This is a genomic window from Streptomyces melanosporofaciens, assembly GCF_900105695.1.
Taxonomy (GTDB): domain Bacteria; phylum Actinomycetota; class Actinomycetes; order Streptomycetales; family Streptomycetaceae; genus Streptomyces; species Streptomyces antimycoticus.
The window spans coordinates 5,965,051-5,991,181 of the sequence record NZ_FNST01000002.1; the positions used below are offsets into that span (position 1 = coordinate 5,965,051).

21 protein-coding genes and 1 pseudogene are annotated in these 26,131 nt (G+C 72.4%); 11 read left to right on the forward strand and 11 right to left on the reverse strand.

What is annotated here, in order from left to right:
- Positions 1-48: 48 nt before the first annotated feature.
- The gene (sfnG, locus tag BLV72_RS28715) at positions 49-1,158 is read right to left on the reverse strand and encodes a dimethylsulfone monooxygenase SfnG (RefSeq protein WP_093465857.1); all 1,110 of its coding nucleotides are present in this window, start codon (positions 1,156-1,158) and stop codon (positions 49-51) included.
- A 519-nt stretch (positions 1,159-1,677) separates the two neighbouring features.
- On the opposite strand from sfnG, the gene BLV72_RS28720 reads away from it, so the two are divergent.
- On the forward strand, positions 1,678-2,592 hold the full coding sequence (locus BLV72_RS28720) for a LysR family transcriptional regulator (protein WP_093470598.1): 915 nt from the start codon (positions 1,678-1,680) through the stop codon (positions 2,590-2,592).
- Here the strand turns inward: BLV72_RS28720 and BLV72_RS28725 are convergent.
- The 3 genes from BLV72_RS28725 to BLV72_RS28735 form a co-directional block, all read right to left on the reverse strand.
- Entirely contained in the window at positions 2,579-3,544 is a 966-nt protein-coding gene (locus tag BLV72_RS28725) for an LLM class F420-dependent oxidoreductase (RefSeq protein ID WP_093465859.1), read from the reverse strand. The two genes, BLV72_RS28720 and BLV72_RS28725, sit on opposite strands and share 14 nt — an antisense overlap.
- A gap of 95 nt (positions 3,545-3,639) precedes the next feature.
- Positions 3,640-4,083, reverse strand: coding sequence for a cytidine deaminase family protein (locus BLV72_RS28730; RefSeq protein ID WP_093465860.1), 444 nt, complete (start codon positions 4,081-4,083; stop codon positions 3,640-3,642).
- On the reverse strand, positions 4,080-6,005 hold the full coding sequence (locus tag BLV72_RS28735) for a GDSL-type esterase/lipase family protein (RefSeq protein ID WP_244321046.1): 1,926 nt from the start codon (positions 6,003-6,005) through the stop codon (positions 4,080-4,082). Before BLV72_RS28735 ends, BLV72_RS28730 begins: the two co-directional genes overlap by 4 nt.
- Positions 6,006-6,174: 169 nt before the next feature.
- Here BLV72_RS28735 and BLV72_RS28740 point away from each other — a divergent pair.
- Both BLV72_RS28740 and BLV72_RS28745 read left to right on the forward strand, forming a co-directional pair.
- Positions 6,175-6,968: pseudogene (locus tag BLV72_RS28740) on the forward strand (IclR family transcriptional regulator).
- 178 nt (positions 6,969-7,146) lie between these two features.
- The gene (locus BLV72_RS28745) at positions 7,147-7,494 is read left to right on the forward strand and encodes a VOC family protein (protein ID WP_093470599.1); all 348 of its coding nucleotides are present in this window, start codon (positions 7,147-7,149) and stop codon (positions 7,492-7,494) included.
- A 90-nt stretch (positions 7,495-7,584) separates the two neighbouring features.
- Here the strand turns inward: BLV72_RS28745 and BLV72_RS28750 are convergent, their stop codons facing one another.
- From BLV72_RS28750 to BLV72_RS28760, 3 genes are read right to left on the reverse strand one after another with little or no spacing between them, the layout of a single operon-like run.
- Entirely contained in the window at positions 7,585-9,135 is a 1,551-nt protein-coding gene (locus BLV72_RS28750) for a GMC family oxidoreductase (RefSeq protein ID WP_093465866.1), read from the reverse strand.
- Between the two features lie 10 nt (positions 9,136-9,145).
- Positions 9,146-10,693, reverse strand: coding sequence for an APC family permease (locus BLV72_RS28755; RefSeq protein ID WP_093465868.1), 1,548 nt, complete (start codon positions 10,691-10,693; stop codon positions 9,146-9,148).
- Positions 10,690-12,159 carry an aldehyde dehydrogenase family protein gene (locus tag BLV72_RS28760; RefSeq protein ID WP_093465870.1) on the reverse strand — a complete coding sequence of 490 codons (1,470 nt, stop codon included), beginning with the start codon at positions 12,157-12,159 and terminating at the stop codon, positions 10,690-10,692. The genes BLV72_RS28755 and BLV72_RS28760 overlap by 4 nt, the downstream gene beginning before the upstream one ends.
- Before the next feature lie 453 nt (positions 12,160-12,612).
- Here BLV72_RS28760 and BLV72_RS28765 point away from each other — a divergent pair, with 453 nt between their 5' ends.
- Positions 12,613-16,188: a hypothetical protein gene (locus BLV72_RS28765; protein WP_244321048.1), complete on the forward strand. Its 3,576-nt coding sequence runs from the start codon at positions 12,613-12,615 to the stop codon at positions 16,186-16,188.
- A gap of 50 nt (positions 16,189-16,238) precedes the next feature.
- On the opposite strand, the gene BLV72_RS50200 is transcribed toward BLV72_RS28765, so the two are convergent.
- Positions 16,239-18,134, reverse strand: coding sequence for a helix-turn-helix domain-containing protein (locus tag BLV72_RS50200; protein ID WP_244321050.1), 1,896 nt, complete (start codon positions 18,132-18,134; stop codon positions 16,239-16,241).
- Between the two features lie 246 nt (positions 18,135-18,380).
- On the opposite strand from BLV72_RS50200, the gene BLV72_RS48065 reads away from it, so the two are divergent.
- Together BLV72_RS48065 and BLV72_RS28785 are read left to right on the forward strand one after the other, a co-directional pair.
- A complete protein-coding gene (locus tag BLV72_RS48065) occupies positions 18,381-19,043 on the forward strand; it encodes a hypothetical protein (protein WP_093465872.1) in 663 nt (220 codons plus the stop codon).
- 771 nt (positions 19,044-19,814) lie between these two features.
- Positions 19,815-20,495: a GOLPH3/VPS74 family protein gene (locus BLV72_RS28785; RefSeq protein WP_093465874.1), complete on the forward strand. Its 681-nt coding sequence runs from the start codon at positions 19,815-19,817 to the stop codon at positions 20,493-20,495.
- Positions 20,496-20,704: 209 nt separating this feature from the next.
- Here BLV72_RS28785 and ssgD read toward each other — a convergent pair whose 3' ends face one another.
- Positions 20,705-21,118, reverse strand: coding sequence for a spore wall synthesis regulator SsgD (gene ssgD, locus BLV72_RS28790; RefSeq protein ID WP_093465876.1), 414 nt, complete (start codon positions 21,116-21,118; stop codon positions 20,705-20,707).
- Positions 21,119-21,346: 228 nt separating this feature from the next.
- Between ssgD and BLV72_RS28795 the strand changes: the two genes are divergently transcribed.
- The 4 genes from BLV72_RS28795 (at position 21,347) to BLV72_RS28810 (ending at position 24,379) form a co-directional block, all read left to right on the forward strand.
- Positions 21,347-22,864: a hypothetical protein gene (locus tag BLV72_RS28795; protein ID WP_093465877.1), complete on the forward strand. Its 1,518-nt coding sequence runs from the start codon at positions 21,347-21,349 to the stop codon at positions 22,862-22,864.
- A 282-nt stretch (positions 22,865-23,146) separates the two neighbouring features.
- Complete coding sequence (locus BLV72_RS28800; protein ID WP_093465879.1) at positions 23,147-23,998, forward strand: helix-turn-helix domain-containing protein; 852 nt, start codon at positions 23,147-23,149, stop codon at positions 23,996-23,998.
- A complete protein-coding gene (locus BLV72_RS28805) occupies positions 23,977-24,177 on the forward strand; it encodes a DUF397 domain-containing protein (RefSeq protein WP_093465881.1) in 201 nt (66 codons plus the stop codon). The genes BLV72_RS28800 and BLV72_RS28805 overlap by 22 nt, the downstream gene beginning before the upstream one ends.
- 4 nt (positions 24,178-24,181) lie before the next feature.
- Positions 24,182-24,379 carry a DUF397 domain-containing protein gene (locus tag BLV72_RS28810; RefSeq protein ID WP_093465883.1) on the forward strand — a complete coding sequence of 66 codons (198 nt, stop codon included), beginning with the start codon at positions 24,182-24,184 and terminating at the stop codon, positions 24,377-24,379.
- A gap of 15 nt (positions 24,380-24,394) precedes the next feature.
- Here BLV72_RS28810 and BLV72_RS28815 read toward each other — a convergent pair whose 3' ends face one another.
- Complete coding sequence (locus tag BLV72_RS28815; protein WP_093465885.1) at positions 24,395-24,691, reverse strand: YciI family protein; 297 nt, start codon at positions 24,689-24,691, stop codon at positions 24,395-24,397.
- 30 nt (positions 24,692-24,721) lie between these two features.
- On the opposite strand from BLV72_RS28815, the gene BLV72_RS28820 reads away from it, so the two are divergent.
- Entirely contained in the window at positions 24,722-25,444 is a 723-nt protein-coding gene (locus tag BLV72_RS28820) for an endonuclease V (protein ID WP_093465887.1), read from the forward strand.
- Between the two features lie 119 nt (positions 25,445-25,563).
- Here BLV72_RS28820 and BLV72_RS28825 read toward each other — a convergent pair whose 3' ends face one another.
- Positions 25,564-26,055: a DUF1203 domain-containing protein gene (locus BLV72_RS28825; protein WP_093465888.1), complete on the reverse strand. Its 492-nt coding sequence runs from the start codon at positions 26,053-26,055 to the stop codon at positions 25,564-25,566.
- Positions 26,056-26,131 lie beyond the last annotated feature (76 nt).

The following is a 26,131-nucleotide window of genomic DNA, read 5'->3' on the forward strand; positions in this document are numbered from 1 at the left end:
GTGATGCGGTCGAGGCGGTGGGGTGGGAGCCGGTGGGAACGGTGGCGGTCAGCTGAGCGCGGGCACGGGCTCCGGCAGCTCCGCCTCCAGCTCGCGGACCAGCGGCAGCACCCGCTTGCCGAAGTACTCGACCTCCTCCAGGTAGTGGAGGAAGCCCAGGAGGAAGAGGTCCACGCCGAGCCGCTTGTAGGCGACGATGCGCTCGGCGATCTGTTCGGGGGTGCCGATCAGCCCCGTACGGAAGCCGTCGTTGTACTGGACCAGGTCCTCGAAGGAGGAGTCCTGCCACATGCCCTTGCCGTCGGCGGTGGACCGGCCCGCCTGCTGGACGGCGCCGCGGAAGCCGTCCACGGCCTCGGTGTCGGCCTTGGCGACGATCTCGCGCAGGGTCTCGCGGGCCTCGGCCTCGGTGTCGCGGGCGATGAGGAAGGCGTTGAGGGCGAAGCCGGGCGCCGGGCGGCCGACGGTGGCGGCCGCGGCGCGGACGTCGCCGATCTGCTCGGTGACGCCGTCGAAGTCCTTGCCGTTGCTGAAGTACCAGTCGGAGACCCGGCCCGCCATGGCGCGGGCGGCGGTGGAGTTGCCGCCCTGGAAGATCTCCGGATGCGGGCGCCCGGGGCTGCTCAGCGGCTTGGGCTTGAGGGAGAAGTCCCGGATCCGGTAGAAGTCCCCGGCCAGTTCGGCGTGGTCCTCGGTCCAGATCGCGCGCAGCGCCCGGATGAACTCCTCGGAGCGGCGGTAGCGCTCGTCGTGCTCCAGCCAGGGCTCGCCCAGCGCGGTGAACTCACCCTTGAACCAGCCGCTGACGACGTTCACCGCGAACCGCCCGTCGGAGAGCTGATCGGCGGTGGCACCCAGCTTGGCCAGGACGCCCGGGTGCCACAGGCCGGGGTGGACGGCGGCGATGACCTTCAGCCGCTGAGTGGCCAGCAGCAGCGCGAGGCTGAAACTGGTCGACTCGTGCTGGTACTCGGCGCCATAACTGGCCATGTAGCGGACCTGGCTGAGGGCGTAGTCGAAGCCGTTGTTCTCGGCGACCACGGCCAGATCGCGGTTGTAGTCGTAGCCCCAGTCGGTGCGCTGCTCGATGGTGCTGGTGACCAGTCCGCCGCTGACATTGGGCACCCAATAGGCGAAACGGAGGGGTTCTGCGGGCATGGGGAACTCCCGGTGGAGCGAATACGGGCATGGCGAATCGGCGCCCCGGCGCCGAGCGGAATTCATCCGGGGCGGGGCGCGGAAAGACCGGGCAGCGCGAATGGGCGCAAAGGCGGGACAGCGCGGCCGCATTTCCTCGGTGGCGGCGGCTAAAAGCCTTTCCCGATCATGGGAGGCGGCGGGGAGCGAAGCGGAGGCGATCCCTCAGGGCTCGCTCGGACCCGACGTCAGGTCAAGCCCGACAGCAACAGGACGCGCTGGAGACACGCGCGAGGTCGACGTGGCGTCGCCGCGTGAGGTCCTGTCGCTTCATGTCACCGATCCAACCAGGGGGAAGTCCTGCCGGTCAAGAAGGCCCGGGCTCCATTCCATATCCCGGACGCATGGGCCGGGCCACGGAATTCCGCGGCGCCCGCTTCGAGATTACCCGGGACGCGGGCCGGGGAGTGAGTCGGTATTCATGAGACCGTGATAGGGATCCCCTTGAAGCGGGCACACCGGGCGGGCATCGTGCGCCGTGTGCGAATTGAACAGCTCGAATACATCGCCGCCGTCACCCGCCTCGGCTCCCTCCGCCGCGCCGCCGAGGAACTGCATCTGTCCCAGCCGGCGCTGAGTGAGACCGTGCGCAATCTCGAACGCGAACTCGGCGTGGATCTGCTGGAGCGCAAGCGCTCCGGCGCCACGATCAGCGCGGAGGGACGGGAGTTGCTGCCGCATATCGCCACCGTCATCGAGGCCGTGGACCGGCTGCGCGACGCCGCCGGTGACCAGCACCGGGTCAGCCGGATGATCCGGCTGGGCACGGTCAACACCGCGACGGTCCCGCTGCTGATCCCGGCCGTCCGGGAGTTCCGCGCCAGTCACCCGGTGACCCAGGTCGAGGTGGTGGGCGCGCAGCAGACCGAGATCCACCGGGCGCTGCTGGAGGGCAGCGTCGACCTGGGCCTGGTCAACTACCTCCGGGGGGACGACGTCCCGCCGGACCTCGAGACCACCGAGTTGCTGCGCGGCCGCCCGGTGGTCTGCCTGCGCCCCGACAGCCCGCTGGCCGCCCGCCCGACGGTGCGCGCGGCGGATCTGGTGGACGGGCGCGAGCCGCTGATCGTGATGCGCTCCGGCTATCTCATGCACCGCTTCATCCACCGGCTGCTGGCCGGGCGCACCCCGTCCTTCTCGTACTCCACCGACGGCGCCGAGATGGGCAAGCTGATGGTGGCCGAGGGGCTCGGCGTCACCGTGCTCCCCGACTTCAGCGTCATCGGCGACCCCCTGGAGCGCGGTGGCGCGATCACCCACCGGCCGCTCGCGGACGGCGAGGACACCGAGGTGCTGCTGGTGATCCAGCGTCGCCGCTCGGGCTCCGTCCCGCGCGCCGTACGCGATCTGCATCAGCTCTTCATACGGCGCGCGGGGACCCCTACAGCTCCCTGAGCGCGGGCAGCAGCCGCTTCTCGGCCCAGTCCAGGAACGGCCGCTGGTGGTCACCGCCGATCTGGACGAGGGCGACATCCGTGAAGCCCGCGTCGACGAACGGCCGGATCAGCTCCGTGAACTCCTCGACGTCATCGCCGCACGGAATGGAGGCGGCCACGTCGTCGGGCCGGACGAACTGGGTCGCGCCCGCGAAGGAGGCGGGCCCCGGCAGCTCCGAGTTGACCTTCCAGCCGCTCCCGAACCAGCGGAACTGGTCATGGGCGCGCGCGATCGCCGCGTCCCGGTCGGGGTCGTAACAGACCGGGATCTGGCCGATCCGGGGCTTCCCGCCACCGCCGTTGCGCTCGAAGTCCCCCACCAGCTCGGGCTTGGGCTCCGTGGCGATCAGGATGTCGGCCAGCCGCCCGGCCAGCCGGCACGACTGCGGCCCGGAGACGGCCACTCCGATGGGCGGCGGCTGGTCCGGCAGATCCCACAGCTTGGCCGAATCGACGTCGTAGTGGGTGCCGTGGTGGGTGACATAGCCACCGCCGAACAGCGCCCGGATGATCTCGATCGCCTCTTCCAGCATCTCGTGCCGCACATCGGCCGACGGCCAGCCCTGCCCGATCACGTGCTCGTTCAGGTTCTCACCGGACCCGAGCCCCAGCCGGAACCGCCCCTCGGACAGCAACTGGAGCGTCGCCGCCTTCTGCGCGACCACCGCCGGGTGATAGCGCACGGTGGGGCAGGTGACATACGTCGTCAGCGGGATCGAGGACGTGGCCTGCGCGGCGGCGCCAAGCACGCTCCAGGCGTACGGGGCGTGCCCCTGCGAGTCCAGCCACGGGAAGTAGTGGTCGGAGGTCACCGAGAAGTCGAACCCGACCTGCTCGGCCCGGACCACGTCGTCGACGAGCTGACGTGGTCCGGCCTGCTCGGTCATCATCGTGTATCCCCATCGAACCATGGCTCCCGAGTACCGCCCCCTCCGGCGTCCAAACGAGACAAGCGGCTGGTCACCGTGGGTCGTGGCGGCTCACGTGCGGTAGACGCGGGACGCGGTCACGGCGTGGTGGTCCGGCCGTCGTCCTCCTGCCGGCCGTCGTCCTCCTGGTGGTCCTGCCAGCGGTAGCTCTCGGGGAGCAGCTCGGCGACGGGCACGGCGCGCGGGCGCCCGCCCGCGCCGACGATGACGCACAGGTCCGGGAAGTAGTCGAGCATCACCTGGCGACAGCGGCCGCAGGGAGGGATCACCCCGCGGCCGCGGTCGCCCACGGCGACCATGGTCACCAGGTCGTACGCGCCCTGGGCGGCCGCCGCGCCGATGACGACGAGCTCGGCGCAGGGGCCGCCGGTGAAGTGGTACGCGTTCATCGCGGTGATGACGCGCCCGTCCCGGTCGCGGGCCGCCGCCGCCACGGTGTGGTTGTCGCCGCGGCTGCGCGCGGCCGCCACCCGGGTCGCGGCCTGGATGAGGTCATGGTCGACGCAATGGGGCGTGGTCATGCCTGGAGCTTGGCAGAGATGACCGGCGCCAGGCGGTCGGTGATGGTGCGGTGGCCCTTGTCGTTGGGGTGGACCGAGTCCGAGAGATCGTCGGGGGCGAGCCAGCCGGTGGTGTCGATGTAGGACGACCTCGCGTCGCCGGAGGCGGTCACGGCGGCCTTGGTCTCGGTGCCGAAGCGGCCGCTGAAGGTGCGCAGGGCGAAGATCCAGGCGTTCGGGTAGGCGGTGCGGACCTTACGGAGGAGGCTGGTGTACGAGGCCTGGAACTGCGCCGAGCTCACCCCGCGCCCCACGTCGTTGGTGCCGAGGTTGATGACGACGGCCTGCGCCTGGTAGCGGGAGAAGTCCCAGTCGGGCGTGGCGGCGTTCGGGTTGAGCTTGGTGAACTGCTGCTCCAGGCTCATCCGGTCGTCGGCGGTGTCGACGAGGGCGGCGCCGCCCTGGGCGATCTGGGTGTGGTCGGCGCCGAGCCGTTCGCCGATGAGCCAGCCGTAGGCGGTGCGGGCGTTCTGCGAGGTGGTGGTGCCGACGGTGATGGAGTCGCCGACGAATTCGATCAGCTTCTTCGGGGTGGGCGGGGTGAAGGTGGTGGCGCCGCTGTCGAGGGTCAGGCCCTGGAAGACCGCGTCACCGTGATAACTGCCCGCTATCACCTGGTAGTTGACCTGAAGTGTGTGGTTTCCGGCGGCGAGCGGGGTGGGGGTGAGGTTCACCGTGCCCTTGGCCTCGTCGTAGAACGTCGCCGGGCCGCCGTCGATGGCGGCCCACAGGTCGATCGCGCCCCGCTGTTCGAGCTTGACCGTGCGGCCGGTGAAGCCGGTGCGGAAGTAGGCGCCCGCCCAGTAGGGGGTGTAGGCGGTGGCGGAGGTCTTGGTGTCCCAGCGGCCGCTGAAGGTGATGTGGGGGTCGCCCGGCCGTCCGGGCGCGGCGGCCTTGAGGGGTGCGGAGCCCAGTTTCGCGGCGATGACCGGGGCCAGGCGGTTCGCGAACTTGGTGTGGCCCGCCTCGTTGGGGTGGCCGTTGCCGTCCTCGTAGTCCGTGCCGTCGGTGAGCCAGCCGCTGGTGTCGACGTAGGACACCTTCGCGTCCCCCGCGCCGTTGCGCGCGCTCACGGCCGCCTTGGTCTCCGCCACATAGCGCTTCTTGAGGGTCTGGACGGCGAAGAGGGCGGCGTTCGGGTATTTCGCGCGGATGTCGCGCAGGAGGGCGGTGTACGCCGACTGGAACTCGGCGCCGGTGACGCCGTGCCCGATGTCGTTGGTGCCCAGGTTGATGACCACCGCGCTCGCCTGGTAGCGGGAGAAGTCCCAGTTCTGGTCGCCGGTGGAGGCCGTCTTGAAGAACTGGGCGGCGAGGCCCACGCAGCCGCCCTTGCCGACCAGGCAGTAGCCGGAGCGGGCGATCTGGGTGTGCCGCATGCCGAGCCGTTCGCCGGTCTTCCAGCCGTACGAGTCCAGCGCGAGCCGGTCGGTGAGGGCGCCCGCGGTGATGGAGTCGCCCACGAACTCGATGAGCCCGGATGGGACGCGGGGGGCCACCGTGCCCGCGCCCGAGTCGAGGACCAGGCCCTGGAAGACGGTGTCACCGGAGCGGTAGGAGACACGGAGGATGTGATTGCCCTGGGGGAGTGGGGTCGGGGTGAGATTGACGGTGCCCCTGACGCCCGCGTAGAAGACGTCCGGGCCCCCGTCGACGCTGGCGTAGAAGTTCACCGCCTCCCGGGCCTTGATCTTCACCGTGGTACCGGTGAACGCCGTCTGGAGGTAGCCACCGGTCCAGTTGGGGACGGCGGCGGTGGCGGATCCGAGGTCCCAGCGGCCGGTGTAGACGATGTTGGGGTCGGTCACCGAGCCGTTCCCCAGGGCCGCTGCCCGTGCGGTGGCGCCGATGCTCAGCCCCACCGCACAAAGCGACGCGGTCATGACAATCAGTAAAAGTCTGCGTAAGACGTGCGCAATCGAGGGCATGGGGGTCCTCTCGGGGGAGGGTGCGGGGGGTGACCTGGGAGCGCTCCCAGGCTTGGTCGCCTCACGATGGAAGCGTTGAATCGGTTCAACGTCAAGGTGTGCGGCCACGGTTACGATGTGCGCCATGGCGGAAACCGGTGGGGTGCGCGAGGTGAAGTCCGCAGGCCGCACCGTGGAACTGCTGGAGCTGCTCGCCGCGCGCGGCGACCAGCCGGCCAGGCTGCGTGAGCTCGCCGAGGAGCTCGGCGTCCCGCGCAGCAGTATGTACGCCCTCCTCAAGACCCTGATCGACCGCGGCTGGGTGCGTACCGACGTCACCGGCTCGCTGTACGGGATCGGCATCCGCGCGCTGCTCACCGGCACCAGCTATCTGGACAGCGATCCACGGGTGCGGGCGGCGCGGCCGTATCTGGACGAGGCGTCCGACGCGCTGGGCGAGACCATTCACCTCGCCCGGCTGGACGGCGGCGATGTCGTCTATCTCGCCACGCGTGAGTCGCATGAGTACCTGCGCCCGTTCAGCCGTGTCGGGCGGCGGCTCCCGGCGCATGTGGGGGCGCTGGGGAAGGCGCTGCTCGCCGAGCGGATCGACGGCGAACTCCCGCTGTGGGGTGAGGAGTTGGCGCCGATGACGCCCAACACCCACCGCACCCGCGCCGCGCTCGTCGCCGATCTGGCGCGGGTACGGGAGCGGGGCCACGCGGTCGACCGGGAGGAGGGGGTCCTGGGCATCGTGGGCTTCGGCTTCGCCCTGCGGTACGACGTTCCGGCGGTGGACGCGATCAGCTGCTCCGTGCCGACGGCCCGGCTGACGGAGGGGCGGGAGGAGCGGATCGTCGAGGTGATGCGGGAGATCCGGGCGAAGATCGAGGCGGTCGTGCCGAGGGGGCCGGCACGGGCCCGCAGTGGCGCCCGTAGCCGGGAGAGATCCTCGTAGCCGGGGGATCCCGCGGCCGGGGAGATTCCGCAGCGCGACGGAGCTCCCGCACCGCCCCCTCGGAGCGTGATGGAGAACGTGTTGCGATGAGTTCCGGGTTCGTCTGCCGTCTGTAGAGGAGGAAGCACGGACATCGCACTCTGGAAGCAGGTGATCCCCATGCACGTCGCGCGGGTCCTGATGGTCGCTCCCGTACGGGACATCGACATCGCGGTGGCTTGGTACGAACGGCTGCTGGGGCGCCCGGCGGACACCCGGCCCATGCCGTCGCTGGCCGACTGGCATCTCACTGAGGGCGGTTGGCTTCAGGTTTTCGAAGATGCGGAGCACGCCGGTTCGACGCTGCTCAATCTGGAGGTGCCTGATCTGGACCGGGCCCTGGCCGAGCTCGCTGAGCATGGCCTGACCGCGGGACCGGTGCGGACCGGCGGTCAGCGCACCCGGATCGCAGCCCTGGAGGACCCTGATGGCAACCGGGTCACCCTGCTGGAGAACCCGGTGGCCTGACCCGCCCCGCCCCGCCGCCCGCCCCCGACGACGGCCCCATCGCACGCCCGCAGGCTGCGACCTGCCCCTACCCGAACAGAACACCGCTGGTCAGGGATGCCCTCGCTTGATCATGTCCGCGCACTTCTCGCCGATCATCATCGTCGTGATGCACGGATTGACGGCGGTGAGATACGGCATCACCGAGCCGTCCGCGACCCGCAGCCCCGTCACACCCTTGACCCTCAGCCGCGGATCGAGCGGGGCGTCCGGGTCGTCGGGTGCGCCCATCGGCACGGTGCACGCCGGGTGGTAGACGGTGTTGTGGGTCTCGCGGATGTAGGCGGCCAGCTCGTCGCTGCTGTGCACATCGGGCCCGGGGGCCAGTTCGGCGCCCGCCCACAGGGCCAGCGCGGGCCGGGCGGCGATCTTGCGGGCGAGCAGCAGACCGCGGGTCATCATGTCGATGTCGTAGGGGTCGGTGAAGTAGCGGGGGTCGACGCGCGCCTTGTCGCGGAAGTCGCGGGTGGCCAGCCGTACGGTGCCCCGGGAGCGGGCGCGGGTGACGTTCGGGGTGAGGCAGAAGGCGTTCTCCGAGGTGGGGTAGCCACGCCGGTAGGTGTTCAGGTCGAAGGGCGTCGCGCCGTAGTGGAACATCAGGTCCGGGCGGTCCAGATCGGGCTCGGTGGCGGCGAAGATGCCGATCTCCCACCACTGGGTGGAGGTGTTGATCATGGGTTGCTCGGCGTTCCACATGATGACGCCCTCGGGGTGGTCCTGAAGGTTGCCACCGACCCCGGGGGAGTCCACGAGCACCTCCACCCCCGTCTCCCGCAGATGTGCGGCGGGGCCGATACCGGAGAGCATCAGCAGCTTCGGGGTGTCGATGGCGCCGCAGGAGACGATGACCTCGCGCCGGGCGTGCACCCGCAGGGTGTGGATCAGATCGGGGGAGAGGTACTCGACGCCGGTACAGCGCAGGTTCTCGTCCAGGACCAGCCGCTTGGCCTGCAGTCCGGTGCGCACGTCCAGATGGGGCCGGGAGTCCATGACGGGGTGGAGATAGGCGACCGAGGCGGAGCAGCGGGTGCCGTCCTCGCGGGCGTTGATCTGGAACCAGTTGGCGCCGCACACCACCGTCGTCCCGGTGTTGAACGGGGCGATCGGGATGCCCGCCTCCTCGCAGGCCGCCAGCGCCGCCCGGCCGCACGGGTCCTCGGGCGGCACGGTGCGGATCCGGACCGGGCCGCCGCGGCCGTGGTGGTCGCCGGGCGCGTCGTTGTCCTCCAGGCGCCGGTAGAGCGGGAAGCAGTCGGCGGCCGACCAGCCGTCCAGGCCCATGGCGGCCCATTCGTCGAGATCCTCGGCGGGGGCCCAGAAGGCGATGCAGGAGTTGTGCGAGGAGCAGCCGCCGAGCACCTTGGCGCGGGCGTGGCGCAGAAAGCTGTTGCCCTTCTCCTGCGGTTCGACCGGGTAGTCCCAGTCGTAGCCGGAGCCCAGCAGCCCCATCCAGCGGTTCAGCCGCAGGATGTTGTCGTCCCCGACGTCGGACGGGCCCGCCTCCAGCAGGCAGACGCTCACCGAGGGGTCCTCGGACAGCCGCGACGCGACCACCGATCCGGCCGTACCGCCGCCGACCACCACGTAGTCGAACTGGTCCACGGGCCTCTCCTCACGGGGTGGTGGCGGCCGCGTGTTCGGCGATCACACCCGTACGGGTCCGCTGGACGAACCAGTAGTAGGTGAAGCCGCCCAGTGCGACCAGGCCGACGAACAGGACCGCCCCCCAGCGCAGATACCAGTGCTGCGGTCCGGTGGCGTTGTAGACCTGGGCCCGGGGCCAGGCGAGGTTGACGGTCATCGCGGTGCCCCACAGCACGGCCAGCACATTGACCGGCAGCCCCAGCCGCCCCAGCGAGAAGCGGCCCTCGGCCGGGCGCCATTGGCCCCTCAGCCGCCGTACCAGCATGGGCAGGGTGACCATCAGATACGCGAAATAGATCATGATGATCGCGATGCTGGTGACCACGGAGAAGATCTGCGGCTGGTTGATGTTGAGGACCAGGATCGCGATGGCCACCAGCCCGATCAGGACCGCCGGCAACAGCGGGGTCTGGAACCGCGGATGGACCCGGGCCAGCCGGGAGCCGCCGGGCAGGTTGTTGTCCCGGGCCATGGCGAACATCAGCCGGATGGCGGCGGTGTGCACGGCCAGCGCGCATACGGTGATCGCGATGACCACGCACCACAGCACCATCAGGCCCACGCCGTGGCCGAGCGCGGAGAGCACCACGAACTGCAGACCGTCCGCCGCCAGCCGTTTGTCGCGCGGATCGGGCACCGCCATGAGCGCGAAGAGCAGGATGAGCCCGCCGAGGGCGAACGACGCCACCAGTGCCCGCAGGATGGCGCGCGGCGCGTTACGGCCCGGGTCCACGGACTCCTCGCCCAGCGAGGACGCCGTGTCGAAGCCGTACATCACATACGCCGAGGCGAGCGAGGCGGTGAGGAACGCGCCCAGATAGCCCAGCGATTGACCCTGGCCATGGCCGAAGGTGTCCAGCGCCACGGACGGGCCGCGGGCGATGTTCGCGGCCAGCAGCAGGATCAGCACGACCGTGGCGATCAGCTCGATGGCCACGCCCGCGGAGTTGATACGGGCCATCAGCTTCACCCCGAAGCCGTTGACCATCATGGTGAACAGGATCAGCACACTGCCGAGCAGCACCGCGTTGGCCGCGCGCTCGGTCCCGGTGGAGCCGTCGCCGATGAACTGGAACAGCGAGGAGATCTGCGGCAGCGTCACCTGATACGCGAGCGCCACGGCCGCCAGCGACACCATCGAGGCCGTCGTCATCATCCAGCCGCCCAGCCAGCCCACATGCGGACCGCCCAGCAGCTTGGACCAGTTGTAGACCGAACCGGCCACCGGATAGCGGCCGGCCAGCTCGGCGAAGCTCAGCGCCACCATCAGCTGCCCGCTGAACACCATCGGCCATGACCACCAGTACGCCGGGCCGCCGTGCGCGACACCGAAGTAGAAGAGCTGGAAGGTGCCGGTCAGGATGGAGATGTAGCTGATCCCGGCGGCGAACGTGTGGAAGTTGCCCAGGGTGCGCTTGAGCTCCGGGCGGTAGCCGAGTTCGGCGAGCGAGTCGTCGTCGTGCGAACCCTCCGGCTTGGGCTTCGACGGCGGTCCTGCCGACTCGCTCGCCGTCATTCGAACCACCGCTGCGGACGGGGCGCGGTGTTGCGCCAGACGTGCTTGAGCTCCTGGTACTCGTGCAGCCCCGACGGGCCCAGCTCACGGCCGATACCGGACTGTTTCATCCCGCCCCACTCGGCCTGTGGGACATACGGATGGAAGTCGTTGATCCATACGGTCCCGGCCCGCAGTCGGGACGCCACCCGCTGCGCCTTCTCCGCGTCCTGCGTCCACACCCCGCCCGCCAGGCCGTACACCGTGTCATTGCCGAGCGCCACCGCCTCGTCCTCGTCCCGGAACCGCTCCACGGTGAGCACCGGGCCGAAGGACTCCTCCTGCACCACGGACATGTCCGGGGTGCAGTCGTCCAGGACGGTCGGCAGGAAGTAGTAGCCCTTCTCCAGGTCCGGATCGTCGGGCGGGGCCCCGCCGCAGCGCAGCACCGCGCCCTCGTCGATCCCCGCCGCCACATAGTCGATGATCTTCTGGCGGTGCCCGGCGGAGATCAGCGGCCCGGTGCGGGCGTTCTCGTCGAACGGCCCGCCCAGCCGGATGTTCCGGGCGCGGTGGACGATCTCGTCGACGAACGCGTCATGCAACTGCTCCTGGACCAGCAGCCGGGCACCGGCCGAACAGACCTGCCCGGAGTGCAGGAACACCGCCGTGAGCGCGTAGTCGACCGCGGTGTCGAAATCGCAGTCGGTGAAGACGATATTGGGGTTCTTGCCGCCCAGCTCCAGGGCCAGCTTCTTCACGGTCGGCGCGACGGCCGACATGATCCAGCGCCCGGTGGCCACCCCGCCGGTGAAGGACACCATGTCCACCCGTTCGTCCGTGACCAGCGGCGCGCCCGCGGTGGCCCCCGAACCCAGGATCAGATTGCCGGCGCCACCGGGCAGCCCGGCCTCCGTCAGCAGCCGCATCAGATGGATCGCGGTGTGCGGGGTCAGCTCGCTGGGCTTGAGGACGAAGGTGTTCCCGGCGGCCAGCGCGGGCGCCACCTTCCAAGCCGTCTGCAGCAGTGGGTAGTTCCACGGCGTGATCAGCACACAGACCCCGACCGGTTCGTGCACCACCCTGCTGTCGATCTCCGGGCTGCCCACCTCCACCACGCGGCCGGCGCCGGCAGAGGAGGCGAGGTTGCCGAAGTAGCGGAAGCAGTTCGCGATGTCGTCGAGGTCGTACTCGCTCTCGACCATCCGTTTCCCGGTATCCAGGGACTCGGCGCGGGCGAGTGTCGTCTTCTCGCGCTCCAACAGATCGGCCACCCGCAGCAGCAGCCCGCCCCGGTCGGCGGCCGGGGTGCCCGGCCACGATCCGCGGTCGAAGGCGTCCCGGGCGGCCGCCACCGCGGCGGCGGCGTCGCCCGGCCCCGCCTCGTCGACCACGGCGACCAGCGAGCCGTCCGCCGGACAGCGGATCTCGCGGCTGTGTCCGTCGAGGGCGGTCGTCCAGTGGCCGCCGATGAACAGCTCCGGCATGGGCTCCTCCGGGCTCGGACGAAGTGGCCGGTCCCGAGGTGGATCCGTCGACGCACCCGGCCGGCCCACACACTGAGCGTAAGTGGCACGGGTCACGCTCGCACGGCGTGGGGGAGGCCCGGGGGCGCGGCGGGGAGGTGAGCGGGTGCCTCGGTGGTTCCGGTGGTCTGGGTGGTCTGGGTGGTCTGGGTGGTCTGGGTGGTCTGGGTGGTTCGGGTGGTTCGGGTGGTCCGGGTGGTTCCGGTGGTCCCGGCGAGGTCGACCGGGGCGCGCCCGGGGTCTGCGCCGGGCTGCGGGTCGCAGAGGCCGTGTGCATCGCGGCCCGGACTGCAGCACGCGCGGGCGAGACGCGAGCGACCGCGGCCGGGCGCGGGGGCCGGCGTGACGGGTGCTCCGGGAAACCATTTTTCGGCGAGACGTGTGATCGGACGTGTGAGCGGCACAATCCCTGGCATGGTCAACGCGTCCGAAGCCCACCGCGGCCCCGAAGCCGACCGTGGGCCCGAAGCCCACCTCGGCCCCGAGCCCCACCGTGGTCCCGAAGCCCAGGTGGGCTCCGAAGCCCACCGTGGCCCGGAAGCCCACCGCGGCCCCGAATCCCCCGGAGCCCTCGCCGACGAGCTGCTCGCCGTCCTCGATCCGTTGCCCTTTCCGCGGCGGATGCGGGAGCTGGCCGGGCGGGCGAGGGCGGCCAGTGCCGAGGGGCGGTTGGGTGCGCTGATCGAGGAGCTGGAGCGGCGCGGGACGTACGAGCGGCGGCTGGCGGCCGTGGCCGCGGCCGCCGGTGGCCGGACCGGCCATCTCGCGGCGCGGCTCGCGGACCCGGACCCCGTAGTGCGGCACCGCGCCCTCGACACCGCCCGCCGCGGCGGACCCGGCGCCATCGCGGACGACGCGCTGGAGGCGGCCTTCGAGGACGCGCCCGCCACCGTACGGCGCGAACTGGCGCGCACCGTCGTGGCCGGGCGGCGCACCGCGCTCGCGGACCGGCTGATCGAGCCGTACCGGGAGCGCTGGGGCGACGGCGAGGCCGCCCGCCTGCTCCCCGGATGCGGCGCGGAGACCGTGGCGCGGCTGCTGCCCGGGCTGTTCCACGCCGTCCGCGCCTGGCGGCCCCTCGTCTCCCGCCATCCGGTCGCCGTCCTGGACGAGGCGGCGCGCCAACTCACCGCGCTGCCCGCACCGCTGCGCACCGACTGGTGGACCCGTTACTCGCCCTGTGTCGCGCTCGCCGCGCCCGTAGAGCCGCAGCGGGTGCTGGAACTGCTGGAGGACCACTGCCACGGCCCGCTGCCCGCCTCCGTACGGGCCCGGCTGTCCGCGCTGGTGGCCGCCGAGCCCGGCGCCACGCTGCGGCTGCTGCTCGCCCCCGAGCACAGCGGCACCCGGCGCCGGCTGGACCGGGCCGTGCTGCGCCGCATCGTCCGCGCCGACCCGCCCGAGCTCGCCGAACTGGGCCGGGCCCTGCGGCACGACGCCGACGCCCTCGCCCGGCTGCTGGCCGCGCTGCCGCCCGCCCGCCGCGCCGCGTTCTACGACGCGGCCACCGACGGAGGCGACCCCGCCCACGCCGTCGTCGAACCCGCCGTACTCGAAGTCCTGCCGCGCCCCCGCCGCCAGGCCGAGGCCCGCCGGATGGCCGCCCAGGCGCGCGAGCGCGGCGCGTCCTGGACCACCGTGCTGGAGTCGGTGGCCCATCTGCCGGTCGAGGAGGCGCGCGAGGAGCTGCTGGCCGCCGTGCGCCGCTCCTCGGCCGAGGAGCGCGCCCTGGCCTATCCGCTGCTGATCCAGTGCGTCGCCCGTTCCGGCGACCCGGATGCCCTCACCGACCTGCTGCAGCTGCTGGAGCGGCTGCGCAACGAACAGGACCCGGTCCGCTCCGCCGCGCTCGGCGCGCTCACCCGCACCCATCCCGCGCTGTTCACCGACGACGCCGCCGAGCACCTGGACCGCATCGCCGCCGAGGCGATCTCCGTCCGCGACTCGTCCTCCGCCACCCGCCAGGCGCTGCGCCACCTCGCCGTGGCGCTGCTGCGCGAACACGCCGTCACCGGGCGGCGGCAGCTCCTGGGCTGGGCGCTGCGCACCCTCACCCGGCTCGCGGGCAGCGTCGGCGCCGCAGATCTGGGCCGCCTCGACCACCAGTTGCGGCGCGGCCAGGAGCAGGCGGTGTTCGAGGCGCTGCGGCCCTGGCTGGAGGCGGGCGCCGAACGGGTCGACCACGAGCTGACCTTCGCCCTCGCCCGATCCCTCGGCCGACGCGCTCACGCCCTCCCTGAGCTGCAGGAACTCCTGTGGCAGGCCATCTCGTTCGGCAGCGATGCGACGGTCCGCACCGCCATCGGGCTGTGGCTGGAGCCACCGGCGGAGCGGGACGACCGCGTGGCCGAGCTGCTGACCCACGAGCCCTCGGCGGCCGTGCTGCCGCCCGTCCTGGCCGTGCTGACCCGCCGTCGCACCGATCTGCTCGACCTCGTCCTCGACGACACCCCGCCGTACGGCCGCTTTCTGACGTCCGGCACCCACTGGACCCCGCCCACCGGCCGGGACACCGGCCGCTGGCTGCCCCGCCAACAGGCCGCAGCAGCCCGCCTCCTGGACCGCGCCGCCGCCGACACCTCCCTGCGGCCGCAGCAGCGGGCGGCCGCCGTCGCCGACGCCGCGCTGATCCCCGGCACCGGCGCGGCCACCGTCCGGATTTGGGCCGACGCCCCGGATGTGGTCCTGGCCGATGCCTCGGATGTGGTCCTGGCCGAGGCCGCGCTCGCCGCCCTCGCCCGGACCGACCGCCCCGCGGACGCCCTGCCCGCCCTGCTCGCCCACGCGGGCGGCGACCGGGCCCGGGTGGCGGTGTACGCGGCCACCAGAGCGGCCCGATACGCCGAGCCGTCACGGCTGGGGCGGCTGGTGCGCGGGGTGCTCGCGCCGGACGGAGTCGCCACGGCCGTACCGCCCGTGCCGGCGAAGGTCACCAGCCGTAAGGAGGCCGTCCGGCTCGCCGCCACCCTGCTCCCGGTGACCGACGCCGCCGCGCTGCTCGCCGACGCCTTCGCACTGCCCGGCCAGCACCCCGATGTGCAGGCCGCCTGCGTCGCCTTCGCCACCGGGCCGCTCGACGCCGAACGCTCCTGGGAGCTGCTGACCGCCGCCGCGAGCGGACGGCGCGAACTGCGCCACGCCGTGCTGCGCACCCGCCCGCTGGACCTCCCCGAGGCGCACCGCGGCCGCTACGCCCAGCTCATACGCGTCGTCTGCGACACCGACGACCCCGAGGTGGCGGCGGCCGGATACGGGGCGCTGGCCGGGTGGTCACCGTGGGCCCCGGACGCGGCGGCCGTGCTGGTCGCGGCCGTCACCGACCTGGGCAACCGGGCGAGCTGGCGGCCCGCCGCCGACGCCCTGCTGGACCTGATGGCCGCGGCCCCCGACGGGTCGCCCGGCGACAACCCGCTGGCCTGGGCGCTCGCCGCGCTCGTCACCGCCGACGCCCGGCCCGGCGGCCCCGACGCCGAACCGGACCGGGACCGCCCCGCCCGGCGCCGCATCCGGCATCTCGTCGACGGGCTCGCCACCCGGGCCCGGATGCGGCCCCGGGTGACCCGGCGCACCGCGCGGGCCGCCGGTGAACTCCTCGCCGGATACGAGACGTTCGTCCAGGAGGCCGCGCATGTGCTGGTGAACGCCCTCGACCTGGACGCCCGCCCCGGCCCGCTGTCCGCCGGGCTGGCCCGGCTCGCCCGGCTGCACACCACCCGCCCCGCGCTCGCCGTCCATACCGCCGACGCCCTGCGCCGACGGCTGAACACCGCGCTGCGGCCGGGCTCCGACGCCGGTCTGCTGCGCGCCGCGGGACAGCTCGACGAGGACGGAGGCCACGCCTCCGGGCTGTTCGCCGCGACCCTCACCGAGGTGGGCGGGGCGCGTACGGAATGGGCGGAGCCCTGGCGGGAGCGGGTGCGCTCGCTGCGCGGACATCCGCACGCGGATGTCCGGGACGCGGCGCTGCGGCTGACGACGACGGTGGAGTGACATGGCGTCGCCGGTGGAGCCAGTGGGTGGGGCGGCGGCGCTGCCAGTGCTCACTCGCTCGTGTGCCAGGAGCCGTCGGTGTAGTCGTAGGCGTATTGGGGGCGTCCCTTGATGCTGCTGGTACGGAACGGCGAGCCGTGGTCGTCGATCCGCAGTGTCCCCGAGCGGCCGCCGCTCGACCAGTCCAGCTCCAGGTACCAGCTGCAGTCGCAACCGGCCGTCCGGGCGTTGACGAGCAGCACCTCCGGGTCGGAGGCCGAGACGCGGTAGGGGAAGTGGACGGCGGGGATCGGCTTGCCCGCGTCGTTGCCCTCGGTGGGGCGGGCCAGCGGACGGGCGGCGTCCAGATTCACCGAGAAGGCGCGCGGGGTGAGGGAGCCCCCGCAGCCGTTGTCCATGGCGAACGACGACCACGCGAGCGGGGTGCGGCGGCCCACGACCCGTACGTGCAGGGCCTGGAGGACAACGGCCGACGAGGCGCGGCCCTGCACCGTGACCTCGACATTGGTGGTCCCGCCGTGCACCGCGCCATGGGCGGCGGCCCAGGTCGGGGCGTCCTGCTCGGTGGGCGGCGGGGCGACCTGGGACGGGGACCGGTCGATGAGATAGCGGTGGCCGCAGCCGTTCTCCCAGACATGGGAACGGGTGGAGAGGGTGAGCGGGACCTGGGTGGAGCCGCCGCCGTCCGGGTCCTTGGAGGAGCCGGGCGCGGGAGAGCCGGAGGCGCCCCCATTGGCTCTCTGCCCCTTGCCGCGCTCGCCCTTACCGTCCCTGTCGTCGTTGCGCGGTGCGCCGGACGCGTCGTCACCGTCCGTCTTCTGACGGTCCAGATGTCCGCGGGCGGTCGGCCCGGCGTGCGGCGTGGACGAGGGGGCGGCGGAGGGTGGTGAGGCCGCCGCGTCCTTACGGTCGCCGTCGCCGGGCGGCCGTACCTCGACCGCGGTGACGGCGAGCACGACGACGGCGGCGGCCCCGGCCAATAACGCCCACGGCCGCCGCGCCCGTGACACGACGGCGGTGCCGTCGTCGCTCCCCGACACGGCCCGCAACCGCCTCCGCGCGGTGGCGACGGATCTGGTGTTGCCCCTGGGCACGGTCTTGTCCGAGGGCGCGGCGTGGGGCTGGGCCTGCCCGGGGGCCGCGGACGGCGCCAGGGCACTGTCGCCGCGCTCGGTGGTGTCCGCGGTGTCCCCGGTGTCGCCGCGTTGGTGCGGGTGCCTCGGGTCTCCGTCCTGGTGCGCGGCCCCGCCACGGTGTGCGGCCGGGACGCCGGACGTCGGCGTAGTCCTCGAAGCGTCGGCCGGGGTGGCGGTGCTCTGTCGTTCATCGGCGGTGCTCTGCCGTTCATCGGCGGTGTCTTGGCGCGCATCGGCTGCCGCGTACGGCTGAGCGTCGCGGGAGCGCCCACCCGCTTCCGGCCCGGTGCCGTCTCCGGCCGGGCCGGTCGGAGCCGCCGCGCCCCGGGGAGTGTCTGTCACCGGGCCCGGGACGGAGGCGGCCACGTGCCCCCGGTGGCGGTCGGCGCCCGGGCGGGCGCCGGGCGTGGCGGCGGCGGTCCCAGAGGTGTCCGACGGGTCGTCGTCGCCTTCTCGTGCGTCGGCTGACAGGCGCGGCTCACCGTCACCGCGCCGCGCGTCCGCCTGGGGTTCGGGCGCGGTGCCGTCCGCGGCCCGGCGGTCGGCCTCGCGTGCGCGGTGTCTGGAGGCGTCCGCGAGGATCCAGCGGCGGTGGAGGGCGAGCAGTTCCTCCGGGGTGGCGCCGCACAGCCGGGCGAAGCGCTCGACGGAGGCGTACTCCGCCGGGACCGCGTCGCCGTTGCAGTAGCGGTGCAGCGTGGACGTGCTGACGTGCAGTCGTGTGGCCAGCGAGCCGTAGCTGCGGCCCGAGCGCTCCTTCAGCGCCCGCAGTCTCTCGGCGAAGTCGTCAACCTCTTTGGCGTTCCCCACGCCCACCACCCCCCATATCGTCCCCGGCCCGCGACCTTCGTCCCGTGGGCGTTCCACGGGCGCGTTCCAGGGTGTTGTCATAGCCCCAAGTCAGCGTACGTGCAGGCATTCCAGCGTCCCGCATGCCCCGCCGGTCGTAGCGGCCACGGCCAGGTGGCGCACACGCTTGTCCTGCCGCCGCGACCTGCCGGTACGACGGCAGACATGAAGAAATCCTGAGTTCGGGAAGAGACGGGGAAACACCTCATGCACAAGCCCACGCACTCATTCCGCGGCGCCGCGCTCGGCGTCGTGGCCGCGGCCGCCGTCGTGGCCGTGGCCGGGACCGGGCCGGCCCAGGCCCAGGCACCATCGGCCCGGGCGGAGGCGCAGGCGGCCGTACCCCAGGGCACCCCCGGCCACCTGGTGCCGAGGGAACTCCCGCCGCATCCGAGTTCGGATTGGTACGCGAGTGATGTCACTCGGGGCCTGCCCGAGACCCCTCCGTTCTGCGTGGAGAAGACCCTGCCGTCGGCCGGGGCGACCCATCGCACGTTCTGGACCGAATACGACACCAGCGCCACCCAGATCGTGGTCAGGACCGGCACGGTGGAGGCGGCCCGCAAGCTCGCCGCCGCGGCCGAGAAGAAGATCCGGAACTGCGCCGCGGACTGGGTGCGCGACTATCCGGAGGGCACCGCCTCAGGGCGGGACTACGGCGCGCTGACGGCCGAGGACGGCGCCCATGTCTACGGCGTCCACACCTCGTACCCGGACTCGGAGCCCGGCATCCACCTCTTCGGGGTGGGGCGCGACGGCCGGACCGTCACCGTCGTGTCGTGGGGCGAGATGGGCGGCTTCGACCAGGCGCCGGTCGCCGACTTCAAGCGGACCACCACGACCGCGGTGGTGAAGCTGTACCACCCGTGAGCGGGTCCTGACGGGTCCTGACGGGTCCTGGACGGTGACGGGTCCTGATGGGACCTGACGGGGGCGGCGCGGGGGCCGAGGGGCCGGCGGGCTGACGGGGGTGACGGCCCGAGGGAGCGAACGGGGGCGACGCGGCCTGAGGGCGACGGGGGTTACCCGCCAAAGGGGGCCGACGGGGGACCCGGCCAGACGAGGGCCGACGGGGGACGCAGCCTGAGGCGGCTGACGGGGAGTGGGACGGCCGAGGGGGCCGACGCAGGAGGCGGCCCGAGAGGGCCGACGAAGGACTCGGCTCCAGGAGGGCCGACAGGGGGTCACATGGGCCCGACGGGCCAACGGGGGTGACAGGCCCGAGCGAGGCCGACGGGGGAATGGGACCGGTGGCGGTTACGCGTACACACGGGGGTACGCGTGGCCGCCATCTCCGCGTGCCCGGGCCCCTGCCACGTCCCGTACGGGGGGCAACGGCCCTGGGACGGCCGGGATCCGGGCCCTGCCGTGTCCGTACGGGGGCAACGGGCCCCGGGACGGCCGGGACCCATGGCCTGCCACATCCCGTACGGAAGCGATGGGCCCCGTAGCAGCCCGGGACCCAGGGCCGGGCCTGCCGTAGCCCGGACGAAGGCGACGGGCCCGGGGCGGCCGAGCCCCAGGGAAGACGACATGCCCGGCCCCGCCGGAACCTCGTGGCGGAGGGTCGATCATGGGGGCACGTGGCCGATATGGTCGAGGTACGCCGCCCCACCGGACGCCCGACCGTCGGAGGTTCCCATGCCGAACGGCTCGCTCTCCCTCGCCGCCTCCCTCTACCTGCTCTCCTACGATCCCGAGACCGGCCTGCCCACCGGCTCTCACACCGCCCTCCTCGTCCGCGCCGCCGCCCTTACCGAGCTCGTTCAGCGGGGCATGCTCACCGACACCGACGGCAGCCCATGCCCGGTGGCCGACGCCGCCACGGGAGACCGGGCGCTCGACGGGCTGCTGGAGCTGATCGGCGAATCGCGGCCGCGCAGCTGGCAGATCTGGGTGGGACACCAGCCACGGCTGACCGAGCACGCGGTCCGCGACCAGATGGTGGCGGCCGGGTATGTGCGGGCGAAGGGGAGGCGGGTGCTGGGGCTGTTCCCGGCCAAGGAGTACACGCTGGAACGGCCCGATCAGGTGGCCGGAATGCGGGATGACGCGGTGCGCGTGCTGCACGGCGAGGAGCCGGTGGCCGAAGTGTCCGAACGGGACGCGGCGTTGGTCACCCTGGCGGCGGCGGGCGAGCTGAGGGCCGTGGTCACGGCCACGGATGCCAAGGTCCGCAAGCACCGGATCCTCGAACTGGGGGAGCGCTGCGGGGGCATGGGGCCGGTGCTGGAGAAGGTGATCGCCCAGGTGCGGACGGCGCTCGCCGCCGCCGTCGCCACGGCCATGCTGGCGGCGACCACGACCGCGACCGCCACCTGACCCCCTCACCGTAAGGGCGGGCTCAAGGCCCTGTACGCGCTGACGGGTGTCCGCCGTACGGGCTCGCGGGTTGTCCGTAAGGGCGGCGGGCTCACAGGTGTCCGTACGGGCGGGCTCCAGGTGTCCGTACGGGCGGTGTCACGGGTGTCCGTACGGACAGGCTCACTCGTCCGTACGGGCGGGCTGACAGGACAGGTGTCCGTACCGGCTCAGGCGTCTCTCAGCAGCGACGCCAGCCCCTGGTCCAGGTCGAGCTCCCCGGCCTCGCTGCCCTCGGGGACGATGGCGAACGAGCGGCCGAGGAATCTGCGGAGATCCGCGGTGTCGAACTGGACCATGGCCATGCCCTCGGGGGCATGGAACTCCAGGACCGTCCGCCGCGGTCCGCACGGCCACATCTGCACATCCCCGCTCCCCGCCGGGCCGCGCAGCCCGGCCGAGAGCAGCTCCCGCCCGAACGTCCACTCCACCGCGGAGCCGTCGAGGGACGCGGAGGGCGGGAAGGAGACACGGACGGCGAACGGGTCGTCCCGCTCATAGCGCAGGCACGCCGGAATCGCGCGTGACTCGGGCGTCGACGCGATGAGCTGTGCCTGGACGGCTTGATCGATGACAGTGGTCACGTCGGCTCCCTTGCGATAGGTGCGGGGCGCGTCGCCCTTTCGAGGGTTAAGACGTTTGGGCGATCAGGGCAGTGCACCCGCTTTCGACGTGACGTGCGTCACGAGTGTTTTTTCGAGGGGACATAGGGCATTTAGGCTTGCCAAACCATGCAAGGTCTCGGGGCGCCGTGCGGAGCTGTTACAGAACCGCGGCAGTGACGAGGCACCCACCCCAGGGGTTGTTCCACCATGACCGAAGGTCACGCACCGCTCGACGCGGCCGCCTACACCCGTATCTACGAAGCCGAATATTCGCGTCTGTGCGGATATGCCCGAACTCTTACCGGTAACCCCTGGGTTGCCGGGGACCTGGTGGCCGAGGCGCACTACAGCGTGTGGCGCCGACTGCGCGCCGGGCACCCGCTCGGTGCCGACGCCGTCCCCGCCGAGCTGACGAGCGCCGTGAGGGGGCTCTCGGCCGGGGCGGGGGGCTGGGGCCCGGAACAGCAGGCGTCGTACCTCGAACCGCTCGTGCAGGTCCTCCATGAGCTGCCGCAGCGCTGGGTGAAGGTGCTCTGGCTCGCCGAAGTGGACGGGCTGCCGCCGGAGGAGGTGGCGTGGCGGGCCGGGGTGAACGCGGACGGCGCGGCGGCCCTGGTGGAGCGCGTCCGGGGGAGTGTGCGCCAGGAGTTCCTGCGCGCCCAGCCCGGCTATCCGGCGAGCGCCGCGTGCGGTGAGCACTGGGAGCGGCTGCCCGGCCATGTGCAGGGCACGGACTCCCCGCATCAGGCCGAGCGGATCGCCGTGCACATCGACGGCTGCCGGGACTGCCGGGGCCGGATGGAGCAGCTCGTGGCGGCCGACGACCGGCTGCCCGCGCTGATCGGCCCGGCGCTGCTGGCGCTGTACGACCGGGGCATGGCGCGCTTCCTGGCGCCCCTGGCGGCCGCGGCCGCGGTGGGTGCCGTAGGGGCGGCCGGAGTGGGCACCCTGGCGGCCGGCGGTGCGCACGCGGCCCCGTCGAACGGCCCGCTGGTCTCCTCCCGACGCTCCATGCGCCACCTCGTCCGCGGGCAGGTGCGCCAGGCGGGGCCGGTGGCGGTCGCGGCGGCCGCGGGCGGGGTGCTGCTGGTCGCGGGTGCGGCGGTCATGACGGGGCTCGCGCTGACGGACGGCGGCTCGGCGGAGGCCCAGCAACCGGCCGGGGCGTCGGCGCCGTCCATATCGGACACGTCCGACTCCTCTGATCCGTCTGACTCTTCCGCTTCGTCCGGCTCCTCGTCGGCTTCGGGTACGTCCGCCACGTCCGGGGCCTCGCGGCACTCGGACGGGTCGCGGACGGGGGCTCCGGGGGAGGCGTCCCGGAACCGGCCGTCCACGTCGGGCGTGCCCACGGGGCACTCCCCGGCGGATGTGCCGTCCAGCGCCGTCTCGCCCTCGCGGAAGGCGCCGTCGTCCTCTTCTTCCGCTTCGCCCTCGTCCCGGCCGTCTTCGCCCGGCTCGCCCTCTTCCTCCGGTTCGTCCTCCCCTTCGGGCAGCCCGTCGCACCAGCCGACGGACGAACCGACCGGGAAGCCCACGGACGGCGGGACCGAGGGCCCGGAGGGCACCCCGAGCGGGCAGCCCACGGATGAGCCGACGCAGCAGCCCACCGACGAGCCGACGCAGCGGCCCACGGCCGGGCCGAACGACCACGGCTCCGAGTCCGGCTCCGGCGACTCCCGGGGCTGCGTCTCGCTGGTGGTCCGGCTCTGCGTCTCCCGTTAGGCCCGCTGGGGGGTGCCCGCCGGGTCTTGGCGCCTGCGGCGGGCTGCTCCCCTCCCCGCCCCTTCCCGCAACTGGGGCTCCGCCCCAGGCCCCGGACCGCGACTTCGCCCCGCCCCGCAGCATAGACATGCGGCTCTGCCGCGTGGTCCGCCGGACACCCCGTAGCGCGTGCGGTCGCCGGGGCTCAATTACGGAACGTGTCAAGTGTGTTGCCCTCCGGAGCGTAAGCTCAAAACAAGCCAGCGGTCCCAGCCGGACAGGGGGACCAGGAGGGATGGACCAATGACGTTCCAGCCACGCGAACTCTTCCCCGACCGCTCCGCGCGCGACCTGTTCGGCGCGGAGATCCGCCGCCATCGCGAGAAGGCGGACATGTCGCTGCGGCGGCTGTCCGAGGTGCTGAACTACAGCAAGTCGCACTTAGCGCGCATCGAGGGGGCCGAATCGCTTCCGTACGACGACCTACCGGCGAAGCTGGACGCGTGCTTCGGCACGGATGGGATGTTCGCGCGGGTGTATGCGCTGGCGAAGAACGAGCCGTTTCCGGGGAAGTACCGGCGAATGATCGAGATCGAGAAGCGCGCTGCCGTTATCGAGCAGTACGTGAGCATGGGCGCTCCCGGACTGCTCCAGACACCGCAGTATGCGGAGGCGTTGATGCGCAGTGTCCATCCGCACGCGCCGAACGCGGAGATCGAGGCCATGGTTAAAGCGCGCATCGACCGGCAAGCCCGGCTGATCGAACCCAAGCCGCCGCGCTGCTGGTTCATCCTGGACGAGGCCGTGCTGCACCGTCCCATCGGCGGACCGGACGTCACGCGCGATCAATTGGCGTCCCTGCTCAAGCACGGGACCGGGTCGCACGTGACCATTCAGGTGCTTCCCTTCGCGGTGGGCGAGCACCCGGAGATGCTGGGCGGTGTGCTGAAGCTCTACACCGTGCCCGGCGAACCCCCGGTTGCCTACGAAGAGGGCAGCCGATCAGGAATCCTCGTCGAAGACCAAGTGGGAGTCGCATTACGTCGGGAGAACTACGATCTGCTCAGGGCCATGGCCCTCTCGCCTCGTGACTCCGAGGCAATGATCCAAGCCGCGATGGAGGACTACACCCCATGCCCACGACCAAGGACATAAGTGCAGCGGTCTGGCGCAAGAGCAGCTACAGCAACGGCGACGGCGGCGATTGCGTCGAGGTCGCCGACAACCTTCCGGGCCTCGTCCCGGTCCGTGACTCCAAGTGCCCCGATGGTCCCGCCCTCATATTCGCCGCCCGATCCTGGGCCACTTTCGTTGCAAGCCTCAAGATGGACTGAACTCATGCCCACAACCCCGGACCTGAGCACTGCCGCGTGGCGCAAGAGCAGTTACAGCAATGGTGACGGCGGCGAATGCGTCGAGATCGCCGACAACCTTCCGGGCCTCGTCCCGGTCCGTGACTCCAAGGACCCCGACGGCCCCGCCCTCCTGTTCCCCGCCGGATCGTGGGCCGCGTTCATAGCCTCCCTCAAGGCATAAGCCGAAACGGGCTCCTTACGGCCGCTGCTGGCGGTAATCGGCGAGCGCGGGGGCCGTACGCGTGGCCAGAAACTCGGTGATGGTGTAGTCGCCGACGCCCGCGACCACGAAGGGGTCACTCGCCACCATCTCCTCGATCCTGGCCCGGTCGTCGCCGAGCGCCAGGATGACCCCGCCGTCGCGGGGGTTCTTGGGGCCGGAGGCGAGGAAGGTGCCGTTCGCGAAGTGGTCGTCCACCCAGACGAGGTGTTCGGGGAGGGCGGCCTCGACGCGGTCGGCCGAGGCGGTGTAGGTGATCTCCAGTACGAACATGATGTGCAGGCTAGTAACGTGAGCCACACGATGACCAGCGCCGTCGATCCACGATATGAACTGCCCCGCGACTGGCCCACGACCGAGGCCGAGGCCATCGCCGTCCAGGAGCGGACGCGGGCGTCCGTGGTCGTCGGCGGGGAGCTGCCCGAGCCGGGCACCGGCACCGGCGCGCTCGTCGGGGTGGACGTGGCGTACGACGACGAGCGCGACCTGGTCGCGGCCGCCGCCGTGGCCCTGGACGCCCGTGGCCTCGCCGTCGTCGCGGAGGCGACCGCGGTCGGCCGGGTCACCTTCCCGTACGTCCCCGGGCTGCTGGCGTTCCGTGAGATCCCGGCCGTCCTCGACGCGCTCGGCGACCTCGACCGGCGGCTCGGCCGCCGCCCCGACCTGGTGGTGTGCGACGGCTACGGCCTCGCCCACCCCCGCCGGTTCGGGCTGGCCAGCCATCTCGGGGTGCTGACCGGGCTGCCCACTATCGGCGTCGCCAAGAGCCCCTTCGGCTTCCGCCACGCCGACCCGGGGCCGCGCCGCGGCGACTGGTCCCCGCTGCTCGACGGGGACGAGGAGGTCGGCCGGGCGCTGCGCACCCGCGACGGTGTGAAGCCGCTCTTCGTCTCCGTCGGCCACCGGGTGACCATCGCGGACGCCTGCGCGTACACCCTGCATCTGGCCCGCGGCTTCCGGCAGCCCGAGACGACACGGCGCGCGGACGCGCTGTGCCGCCGGGCCCTGAAAGCCGCCACGCTCTGAACGCGGTGTGGTGAGCCCGACGTCCGAACGTGGCGGCGGTGCACGCGGTACTCCGAGCGAGGCGCCGGGCGAACCCCTGTACCCCCCGGCGTCGCCTGGCCCTCGGGGTGCCGGATGCCTCAGACCCGTCGCGTCTCGGCCAGGAAGCAGCCGAACTCGACGGCGCGCACATGCACCGCCGCCACCCGCGGGTCCGCGTACAGCTCGGCCAGCCCCTCCTCGATCGTCGGTTCGCCGCCGTTCAGCAGCCGGCCGCCGAGGATGCTGCCCTCGGCGGAGTACGCCCGCAGCACCCGCCGCTCGCCCCGGATGCCTTCCGCGATCCCGGGGCCGGTCCAGCCGTCGCACTCCTCGGGGTGGATGAAGACCGGGCCGACCTCGTCGTACGGGCCGGGCGTGGCTCCCGTCTCCTGTGCCCAGCGGTGCAGCGGGGCGTAGGAGACGAGCAGGACGGTCTCGTGCGGCCGACTCCGGCCCAGGCAGCAGCGCATCGGGTTGCCGCCCTCCTCGTCCTCCACCACCACGCGCGGCGGGTTTCCCGCGTCGTCCGTGATCCGCAACTGCTTCAGCACCTCGGGCGCGATGGCCCGCATCTCGTAGTTCTCGCTCATGTATTCCAGATTGGCCGGTGGGCTGCCGGAGCGCTGGCGGGATTCGGACGAGGCGCTGAGGGGGGAATGTACTTGA